The following is a 9,679-nucleotide window of genomic DNA, read 5'->3' as shown; positions in this document are numbered from 1 at the left end:
GCCGGAACGGGCGTGCCGGCGAGTGGACGGCCGGGCGAGGCCGCCGTGCCGGCGTCGGGGTGCCGGTCGCCGCCACCGGCCAGTCCCAGTGTGCGGGGGTGGGTCGCCGGCACCGGTCGGGGTGGGTCTCCCGGGCGGCCGAATGGAGGCCCAGGTCGGCGGTGCTGCCGGCCAGGGCCGCGGGCGGTGCTCCGCCGGGGCTCGGGTCGGTCGTGGCCGGACCGTCCGCCGCCCGGTCCGCCGGGGAACCAGCGGGAGCGGGCCCGGTCGGGAGGGGCTGGAGGATGTCGGTCGGCTCGATGGCGTCGGTCGCCGGCGTGTCCGCCGGCCGACGCAGCACGGTGGTGGCCGTCGAGCCGAGCGCGCCGGCGGCGACCGCGATGAGCGCCCCGTAGTAGGGCGCGAGCTGGTACCGGTCGGCCGCGACACCCGGGCCGGCGGTCAGGTAGGCGAACGCCACCAGGACCGGGCCGGCCGCGCCCGCGGCGCCGCCGACCAGCGGCAGGTGGCCGCGCAGGCGGGCCAGCGCGCCGACCGCCGCGCCCGCGAGCAGGGCCACCGTGGGCAGGATTAGCATGGCCAGGCGTTGGGCCGTCGCCGCGTCCAACCACGACGGTTCCAGGACCCCGAGGCGTACGGTGGGCAGCGGCCCGGCCGCGGCCAGCGCCGGCGCCGCCGAGAGCAGCGCGAGCAGCCAGATCACCCCGCCCGTCAGCGCGATGTTCCAGCCGAGCGGCGAGTTCAGCAGTACGGCGAGCGCCGCCCCGGCGCCGACCACCGCGCCGAGGATGGCGCAGATGCCGACCGCCCAGACCGGGTCGACCGTGCCGCCCAGTTCGGCCGCGCGCGCGGGCTGCATGCACAGCGGCGCGACGACGATCGCGCCCAGCGCGGCGGCCCCGGCGACCGCCAGTTGTTCGGTGGTGCCGCCCGGGAGCCCGTCCCGGCGGGCGAAACGTTCGGTGAGGACGGCGCCGGCCACCGCGGCGACCGCCGCGAACCAGGCCACCCAGACGAGCTGGGCCGGCCACCGGTTGACCGAGCCGTCGGTGAACGCGCCGTTGAGGCGCACGACGCCGAACCCGTACGCGATGCCGAGCTGGCCGGCCCCGGCCAGCACGCTCACCCCGAGCGCCGTGAGCAGCAGCCTGCCCCACGTCCGAAAGGCCATGTCGGGCACGTTACGGCCCGGTGCGCCCGATCGCCACCTTGACGCAGCGCGGCGCGGCGCGCGCCGCCGGTGTGGCTACTTCAGCTCGACCAGACGGGCCAGATAGGTCGTGTCCCCGACATTGGTCAGCATGTGCACGGCGCCCGGGTCGCGGTAGACCACCCCGCCGGTCGGTTCGTCGGCGTCGATCCGGGTGCCGTCGACGGTCTGCACCACGTTCTTCGCGCCCTGGATCGCCACCACCAGGTACGGGTGGTCGTGCCGGTGCAGCGGCTGCCGCTCGCCCGGCTCCAGCCGGATGTGCCAGACCCGCACGCGGTCGTTCTCGTAGACGATCTCCTGGCCCACCGGGCCGAGTTCGACGTCCTGGGACAGTTCGGTCATCGGGTTCCGTCCAGCTGGGGGAGCACCTCGGCGGCGATGAGCTCCAGGTGGTCGAGGTCGGCGAAGTCGATCAGCCGCAGGTGGACCCGGGTGGCGCCGATCGTGGCGAACTCGCCGAGCCGGTCGACCAGCTGCGCCGGTGAGCCGACCACCGGGTCCTCCGGCGGCAGGGCGCTCTTGACGTGCAGCGGCGCGGCCCGCCGCTGCGCCTCCGCGTCGGTCCGGCCGATCGCCACCACGATCCCGGCGGAGAGCACCAGCGGCGCCCGCCCGGACTCCGTACGGCCGGTGCGCTGGCACGCCTCGGTCACCCGCTCGTACGCGGCGGCCGTCTCGGCGACGCTCTTGAACGGCATGTTGAACTCGTCGGCGTACCGGGCGGCCAGCTCGGGGGTGCGCTTGGGGCCGCGGCCGCCGACGATCACGGGCGGGCCGGGCCGCTGCACCGGCTTGGGCAGCGCGGGCGCGTCCACGAGCCGGTAGTGGTCGCCGGTGAAGCGGTACGTCTCGCCGGACGGGGTGGCCCACAGCCCGGTGATGATCTCGAGCTGCTCGGCCAGCCGGTCGAACCGCTCCGCCACCCCGGGGAAGGGGATGCCGTACGAGAGGTGTTCCCGCTCGTACCAGCCGGCGCCGATGCCCAGCTCGACCCGGCCGCCGCTCATCTGGTCGACCTGGGCCACCATCACCGCGAGGGGCCCGGGGAGCCGGAAGGTGGCGGAGCTGACCAGCGTCCCCAGCCGGATCCGGGAGGTCTCCCGGGCCAGCCCGGCCAGGGTGAGCCAGGCGTCCGTGGGACCGGGCAGCCCGGGGTCGTCGCCCATGGACTGGTAGTGGTCGGCGCGGAGGAAGCCCTCGAATCCGGCGGCCTCGACCAGCCGGGCGAACCGGAGCTGGTCGTCGTAGCTGGCCCCGCGGTGCGGTTCGGTGAAGACCGAGACGCGCATGGTCACCGCCCTCCCGTGCCGGAGCCCGCCGGCGTCTCCACCGGGTCGGCCGCCGCCGCGTCCTCGGCCTGCGCCGGCGCGCCGGGGGCGTCCCGTTCCATCAACAGCTCGTGCAGGTCGGCGCTGACCCGGGACACCTCGGCCAGGTGGGCGTTGCGGCCGAGGGTGCGGGGTCGGGGGATGTCCACGTCGAGGATCTTCCGGATCCGGCCGGGGCGGGGGCTGAGCACGACGACCCGGTCGGCGAGCAGCACCGCCTCGTCGATCGAGTGGGTGACGAAGACGATGGTCGCCTTCGTCTCCATGTGCACCCGCTGGAGTTCGCCGGAGAGCTCCTCCCGGGTGAGCGCGTCGAGCGCCGAGAAGGGCTCGTCCATCAGCATCACCCGCGGCTCGCCGATCAGCGACCGGCACAGGGAGACCCGCTGCTGCATGCCGCCGGAGAGTTCGTGCGGCAGGCGCTTCTCGAAGCCGCCGAGGCCGGCCAGGTCCAGCAGTTCCCGGGCCCGCTCGCGGTGCTTCGCCCGGCTCCAGCCGAAGATCTCGACCGGGAGCAGGACGTTGTCCAGCACCGAGCGCCAGGGCAGCAGGGCGGGCCGCTGGAACAGCATGGCGATGTCGCGGCGGGGCTTGGTGATCGGCGTGCCGGCCACCGTGATCCCGCCCTCGCTGACCGGCAGCAACCCGGCGATCATGCGGAGCAGGGTGGACTTGCCGCAGCCGGAGCGGCCGAGGACGGCGACGAACTCGCCCTCCGCGACGTCGAGGTCGATGCCGCGCAGCGCCTCGACCCGCCCCGCGCGGCCGTCGAAGGTGCGGGACACCGCGGACAGTTTGATCATCCTCCGCCGGCTCCCTCCCGCTCGACGATCACGAGCCCGGCAAAGGGTAACCGGCGGCGGTCCCTGTAGCACCGTCCAGGGTGGATGGCTGGCAGTTTCCATCACGCAACTTCGTTTCCGTTCCGCAACCGATACGCCCGGCCTGCCGATGCTGGCCTTCTCGTACGCTGTGCCCGCGAACAGTCCCCTCACGACGGTCCCGTCGGCTGCCCCCTCCTGCCGGCACCGTCGGACCCACGACCCGTCCGGGCGAAGATGACCTGGTCGGAAAGGACATGGTGCACTGATGAGAAGGCTGACCCGTACGGTCGCCGCGGCCGCGCTGGCCACCGCCCTCGCCCTGGTCTCCGGCTGCAGCAGCGGCTCGGACAAGTCCGACGACGCCAAGAGCGCCGGCACCGGCACGCTGGAGAAAGTGACGTACTCACTTCGTTCGGCAACTTCGGTCGGGACTCCTATGCCTGGGTGGCGAAGGAGAAGGGCTTCTTCTCCGACGCCGGCTTCGACGTGGAGATCAAGCCCGGTCAGGGCACCGGTGCGGTCATCCAGACCGTGGTCGGCGGTCAGGCCGACTTCGGCCCGATCGACCTCACCGGTGGTCTGCTCCAGCTCGGCAACGGCCAGGCCAAGGACTTCGTCGCGGTGGCGGCGATCCAGCAGCGCACCATGGCGGCCATTGTCTCGGTCGAGGGCAAGGGCATCGCCACCCCGAAGGACCTGGAGGGCAAGAAGCTCGCCGACACCCCCGGCTCCGTCGTGCGCAACCTCTTCCCGACGTACGCCCGGCTGGCCGGCATCGACGCCGCCAAGGTGACCTGGGTCAACGGCGAGGCGCAGACGTTGATGGGCACCCTGGCCTCCGGCTCGGTCGACGGCATCGGCCAGTTCGTCGTCGGTCAGCCCACCGTCGAGGCGGTGACGAAGAAGAAGCCGGTCGTGCTGCCGTACAGCAACGTCATGCAGGACCTCTACGGCAACGCGCTGATCACCTCCGCGAAGATCGCCAAGGAGAAGCCGGAGATGGTCAAGCGCTTCACCGCGGCGCTGCTCAAGGGCCTGGAGTACGCCCTGGCCAACCCGCAGGAGGCGGCGGACATCCTGAAGAAGAACGTGGCCGCCACCAACCCGGCCGCGGCCGCCGCCGAGCTGCAGTTGATGGCCGCGTACGTCCGGTCCAGCAACTCCGGCACCGCGCTGGGCACCCTGGACAGCGGCCGGGTCGCCAAGAGCATCGCGCTGCTGCAGGGCGCGGGCGCGCTCAAGCAGAACCTGACCCCCGACCAGATCATCGACTTCAACCTCGCGCCGAAGGCCTGACCGGTCGACCCGGACATCGGGGGTGCGGCCCGCCGGGGTTCCGGTGGGGGCGCACCCCCTTCGCGTGCCGGTCGTCGGGCCGGTCCAGCAGAGGAGGACACGTTGACGGAGTTGACCGGGACCAGGGTCGGCGCGGCGGCGCCGGACCAGCCGGCGATCGAGCCGGCCGGGCCGCGCCGGACCGGCGTACGCCCGGCGGCGGTGGGGCTGCCGGCGCTCGGGCTGCTGATCGCGGTGACCGTCTGGTGGACGGTGACGTCGGGTCTGCACCTGGTTCATCCGGCGTCCCTACCGCCGCCGCAGGTGGTGTGGAGCGCGCTGACCGGGACGAGCGACGTGCTGCTGCCGGCGCTGGGCATCACCACCGCGATGACCCTTCTCGGCTTCCTGCTCTCCTCGGTGGCCGGCGTGCTGATCGGCATGGCGCTGGCCGCCTCCCGCCGGGTCGAGCGGATGTTCGCGCCGCTGCTGGTGGCGATCAACGCGGTGCCGAAGATCGCGCTCGGCCCGCTCCTGGTGGTCTCGGTGGGCTGGGGCCAGAAACCCATCCTGACCATGGTGTTCCTGCTCTGCTTCTTCCCGATCGTGCTCTCCACCGCGACCGGGCTGACCACCACCCCGGCCGACCTGGCCGACCTGGCCCGCTCGCTGAACGCCTCCTGGTGGCAGTCGTTCCGCAAGGTGCGCTTCCCGGCCGCCCTGCCGCAGATGTTCGTCGGGCTGAAAGTGGCGATGCCGCTCGCCGCGATCGGCGCGGTGATCGGGGAGTTCTACTCGGACAAGCCGGGGCTGGGCTACCAGATCCTCCAGTACAACGGGATCGGGGACAGCGCGACGGCCTGGGCGGCGATCGTGCTGATCGCGCTGATGAGCATCCTGCTCTACTCCGCCCTCAGCCTGGTGGAGCGCCTCGCCCTCCCCTGGGTCCGCGCCACCACCTCATCCCGCTGACCCCACCTCGACCGGAGACGCTAAAGATCACCCCCCCCACCCCATGACCGCCCGGAGCCGGTTGCGGTGGGGCCACACCCACCAGGGCGACTATCCCGCGAGCCGCCAGCGGCCGCCCCGGGCGACCAGGGTCGTGAGGGCCTGGGGCATCAGGCCGGAGTGGTTGTCCGGGGTCATCCGGATCGGGCCGGAGAGGCCATCCAGCTGCGACGTCTCCAGCACGTCGCGCAGGGCGGCCCGGTTCACCCGGCCGGGCTCCCCACCGGCGCGCAGCTCGGCGTCCGCGACGAGCTGGACCGCGTCCGCGGCGAACGACGAGAAGCCGTGGTACCCGCCGAAGCGGGCGGTGTAGTCCTGGAACCACTGGCGGCGGGCCGCCTTGGCCGGGGTGGTGGCGATGACGTCGTCGATCACCATGGTCTGGGTGAAGATCAGGGTCGCCCGCTCGGTGGTCCGTGCCGAGCCGCCGAGGAAGAGGTCGCCCGCGGCCGACGCGTCGAAGAACAGCGATCCGGCGAACCTGGCCTGCCGGGCGCTGGCGGCCGTGAGCGACGCCTGCTCCGGCGGCGTCCAGACGACCAGCGCCTGGGGCTTCCGCTCCACCAGGGCCGAGACTTGGGTGGTGACGTCGGTGTCGGTGGTCCGTACGGTCTCGGCGCCCAGCAGCCGGATGCCGGCCTTGGTGAACTCGCCGCGCAGCGCGGCCAGCCCCTCCCGCCCGTAGTCGTCGGCGGTGTGCAGCACGGCCACCCTGCGGATGTTGCGGCGGGTGAGTTCGGTGGTGAGCGCGCCGGCGCTGTCGGCCGCGTTGGGGGCCAGTTTGAAGACGTACCGGCGCTGGGCGACCGGCTCGGTGACGGCGGCGGAGGCGGCGAGCGCGATCGTCGGAATGCGCTTCTCGTCGATGGTGCGGACGGCGCCGACCGCGCATTCGTTGCAGCCGCCCATGATGATGGCGGTGACGTCGGAGTCGTTGCTGAAATCGTTGATGTTGCGCAAGGATTCGGCGGCGTCCGAGCGGTTGTCCTTCACCTTGAGCTCGATCTTCCGGGCGCCCAGCGCGCCGGAGGAGTTCAACTGCTCGACCTTCAGTTCCAGCGCCCGCTGGTACACCTTGCCGACCGGTGCCGAGGCGCCGGAGAGTTCGAGGTCGGCGGCGATCACGATCGGGTTGGTGTCCTGCTGCTCCTCGCCGAACTGGCAGCCGGTGAGCGTGGTGGCCAGCACGGCCGATGCGAGCGCCGCGATGCTCGCGGAGCGGATGGGGCTCAACTCAGTCCTCCAGGTGCGGCGCGGGCGCTGCCCGATCACCGCCGCTTGTCCGTCCTCAGTGGAGAACGGGATTGGTCTGCCGTACGGTGTGCGCGAAGCCTGCAAAACCTTGCCAACGCCGGGCCCTGTGGTCAAGCGCGGAAGGCGGGGAGCTGTTTCGGGACGCTCATCCCACATGGTGGGGACATCGAATGTTTACCGTCGCTCACTTTGCAGCGTCGACCGACCACTCTGGATGTACATGCCCTGTTCAGGGGGCTGGGGAAAAGAAGGTAATAGTTGACCGGAGACCGGCTTGAGGGCCCGCCGACCGATTCCTACCTCACTGCGGCTTCCCAAACAGGATCTTCTCTGATGAAATCGCGGCCGTGCCGCGCGTGGCGCTGGCCGCTGCACCAGGCACGGGTCGGCGGGTCAGGCGTGGGAGAAACGACGGAGGCGATGTCGTGAGCACCGGACCTACGACCCTGCCCGCGAGCCCCGGTGCCGACCCGCGGAACCGGCGACGGCGGCTGCCCCGGCTGCGGGACGCGCGGATCCGTTCCAAGCTCGCCCTCATCCTGGTCGTCCCGGTCGCCGCCGTCATCGCCCTGGCAACCATCCGACTCGTCGCGGTCGGCGAGGGCGCCTACGACGCCACCCGGATCCGCTCCCTCACCTCGCTCTCGATCGACATCTCGGCGCTCAGCCAGGACCTGCACAAGGAGCGGATGGCCGCAGCCGTCTACCTGGCCGCGCCCGACCAGAAGCCGGACGACTACAACCTGCGGGTCCGCAGCACCGACGAGCGGATCACGGCGTACCGGGACGAGCGGGGCCGGCTCGACGGGCTGCCCGCCTCCGTCCGGAACCGGCTGAAGGTCATCGACGACCACCTGGCGACGCTGAACGGCACCCGGCAGGAGGTGCTGGACCGGCAGCAGATGCCGGTGGCCGAGGCGAGCCTGCGCTACGGCATCATCCTCACCGACCTCGTCTCGTACGGCGACACGCTCGCCCAGCAGCCCGGCGGGGAGAGCCTGGCCGACGCCCGCCGGGCGGTGGCGGCGTTCGCCCACGCCAAGGCCGCGGTCGCCGAGGAGCAGGCGGTGGCCTTCACCGCGCTGGCCTCCGGGCGACTCGACGAGGAGCAGTTCTCCTCCTTCGTGGCGACCCTGACCAGCCAGCAGGAGGCGCTGCTCTCCTTCTCGCGGGCCGCCGAGCCGGCGCAGCGGGCCCTGGTCGACAGCACCGTCTCCGGCGACGCGGTGCAGCTCTCCGACGGGGTCGCGGCCGACCTGTCCCGGTCGGTCGGGCAGCGCCCGCTGGTCACCCGGGACGACGCCTCCGCCGCCATCGGCGCGGTCGACGACCTGATGCGGTGGGCCGAGATCCAGCTCCAGGACCAGCTCTTCGCCGACGCCGACGCCGCGCGTACGGAGGTGATCCGGCAGGCCGTCGTCGAGACGGCGCTCGTGCTGCTCACCCTGCTCATCGCGGTGACGCTCGCCGTGGTCCTCGCCCGCTCGCTCAACCACTCGCTGCGTCGGCTGCGGGAGGGCGCCCTGGCGGTGGCCAACCACGACCTGCCGGAGGCGGTCAGCCGCCTGCAGAACATCGGCACCATCGGCGACGGCGGCGTGGAGGAGATCGTCCAGCAGGTCCGGGACCCGATCAAGCTCAGCAACCGCGACGAGGTCGGCCAGGTAGCGGTGGCCTTCAACGTGGTGCACCGGGAGGCCGTCCGGGTCGCGGCCGAGCAGGCCGCGCTGCGGACCAGCGTGTCGGCGATGTTCCTCAACCTGGCCCGGCGCAGTCAGACGCTGGTCGACCGCATGATCGGCGAGCTGGACGCGATCGAGCGCAGCGAGGAGGACCCGAAGCGCCTCGCTCAGCTCTTCGAGCTCGACCACCTCGCCACCCGGATGCGCCGCAACGACGAGAACCTGCTGGTGCTGGCCGGGGCCGACTCGGCCGTGCCGCGCCGCGACGACGCGCTCCTGGTGGACGTGCTGCGGGCCGCCCAGTCCGAGGTGGAGCTCTACAACCGGATCGAGTTCGGCACGGTCGACACGGACGTCTCGGTCGCCGCGCACGCGGTCAACGACGTGGTCCGGCTGGTCGCCGAGCTGCTCGACAACGCCACCCGGTTCTCTCCGCCGAACACCACGGTGGTGGCCGACGGCCGGCGGATCCGGGACTACGTGCTGATCCAGGTGGAGGACCGGGGTCTGGGCCTCAGCGACGAGCAGCTCGACTCGCTGAACCGGCGACTGGCCGCCCCGCCGACCGTGGACGTGGCCGCGTTCCGCCTGATGGGCCTCGCCGTGGTGAGCCGGCTCGCCTCCCGCTACGGCATCCGCGTCGAGCTGCGGCGGAACGTGGAGGGCGGGACGGTCGCCCAGGTGACCCTGCCGAACTCCACGGTGGTGCTGCCGGCCAGCCGGGGCCACGACCCGGCGCCGCTGACCCGGCCCCGCCAGCCGCTGGCCGTCGAGCAGACGCCGCCGGCCCCGGTCGGTCACGCCGACCCGTTGGCCGGCGTCGGGCGTACCGCCGCGGCCACCCTGACCGACCAGTGGCGTACCCCGGCGCCCGCGCCGGCCCGCTGGCAGGGGCCGGACACCGGCCCCGCGGTGCAGGTGAGGGGCTCCACCGGCGCGCTGCCGAGCCTGCCCACCATGCCGGCCACCACGCCGGCCGCGCCTCCGCCGCCGGCACCCGTCTCCAGCGGCGGCCTGTCGGTGGGTACCTCCACCGGCGCCCACCCCACCCGCAAACCGCTGCCGAAGCGGACCCCGGGCGGGGAGACCGCC

The 9,679-nt window shown here is 72.9% G+C and carries 6 protein-coding genes and 2 pseudogenes; 3 read left to right on the top strand and 5 right to left on the bottom strand.

The genetic code is table 11. The annotated features are described in order from the left end of the window. The 4 genes and pseudogenes from JNW87_RS29175 to JNW87_RS29160 form a co-directional block, all read right to left on the bottom strand. Positions 1-1,171: pseudogene (locus JNW87_RS29175) on the bottom strand (hypothetical protein); the annotation flags it as partial. A gap of 75 nt (positions 1,172-1,246) precedes the next feature. Continuing rightward, positions 1,247-1,555 carry a cupin gene (locus JNW87_RS29170; RefSeq protein ID WP_109804735.1) on the bottom strand — a complete coding sequence of 103 codons (309 nt, stop codon included), beginning with the start codon at positions 1,553-1,555 and terminating at the stop codon, positions 1,247-1,249. After that, positions 1,552-2,502, bottom strand: coding sequence for an LLM class F420-dependent oxidoreductase (locus tag JNW87_RS29165; protein ID WP_109804736.1), 951 nt, complete (start codon positions 2,500-2,502; stop codon positions 1,552-1,554). Before JNW87_RS29165 ends, JNW87_RS29170 begins: the two co-directional genes overlap by 4 nt. A 2-nt stretch (positions 2,503-2,504) precedes the next feature. Next, positions 2,505-3,344 (bottom strand): ABC transporter ATP-binding protein, encoded by an 840-nt coding sequence (locus JNW87_RS29160; protein WP_236648429.1) that lies wholly within the window; start codon positions 3,342-3,344, stop codon positions 2,505-2,507. A 286-nt stretch (positions 3,345-3,630) separates the two neighbouring features. Here JNW87_RS29160 and JNW87_RS29155 point away from each other — a divergent pair. Continuing rightward, a pseudogene (locus JNW87_RS29155) lies at positions 3,631-4,661 on the top strand (ABC transporter substrate-binding protein). A gap of 111 nt (positions 4,662-4,772) precedes the next feature. Continuing rightward, positions 4,773-5,612, top strand: coding sequence for an ABC transporter permease (locus JNW87_RS29150; RefSeq protein WP_375373557.1), 840 nt, complete (start codon positions 4,773-4,775; stop codon positions 5,610-5,612). Positions 5,613-5,702: 90 nt separating this feature from the next. On the opposite strand, the gene JNW87_RS29145 is transcribed toward JNW87_RS29150, so the two are convergent. Further along, the gene (locus JNW87_RS29145; protein WP_109804732.1) at positions 5,703-6,884 is read right to left on the bottom strand and encodes an ABC transporter substrate-binding protein; all 1,182 of its coding nucleotides are present in this window, start codon (positions 6,882-6,884) and stop codon (positions 5,703-5,705) included. Positions 6,885-7,330: 446 nt separating this feature from the next. Between JNW87_RS29145 and JNW87_RS29140 the strand changes: the two genes are divergently transcribed. Beyond that, positions 7,331-9,679 (top strand): sensor histidine kinase (locus JNW87_RS29140; protein ID WP_238454756.1); only part of this gene is annotated, 2,349 nt, incomplete at its 3' end.

The sequence above is a fragment of the Micromonospora sp. ATA51 genome, assembly GCF_016802855.1.
Lineage (GTDB): Bacteria > Actinomycetota > Actinomycetes > Mycobacteriales > Micromonosporaceae > Micromonospora > Micromonospora sicca.
The sequence above is the reverse complement of the archived record's forward strand: the minus strand, read 5'-3'. Positions and strand labels throughout refer to the sequence as shown.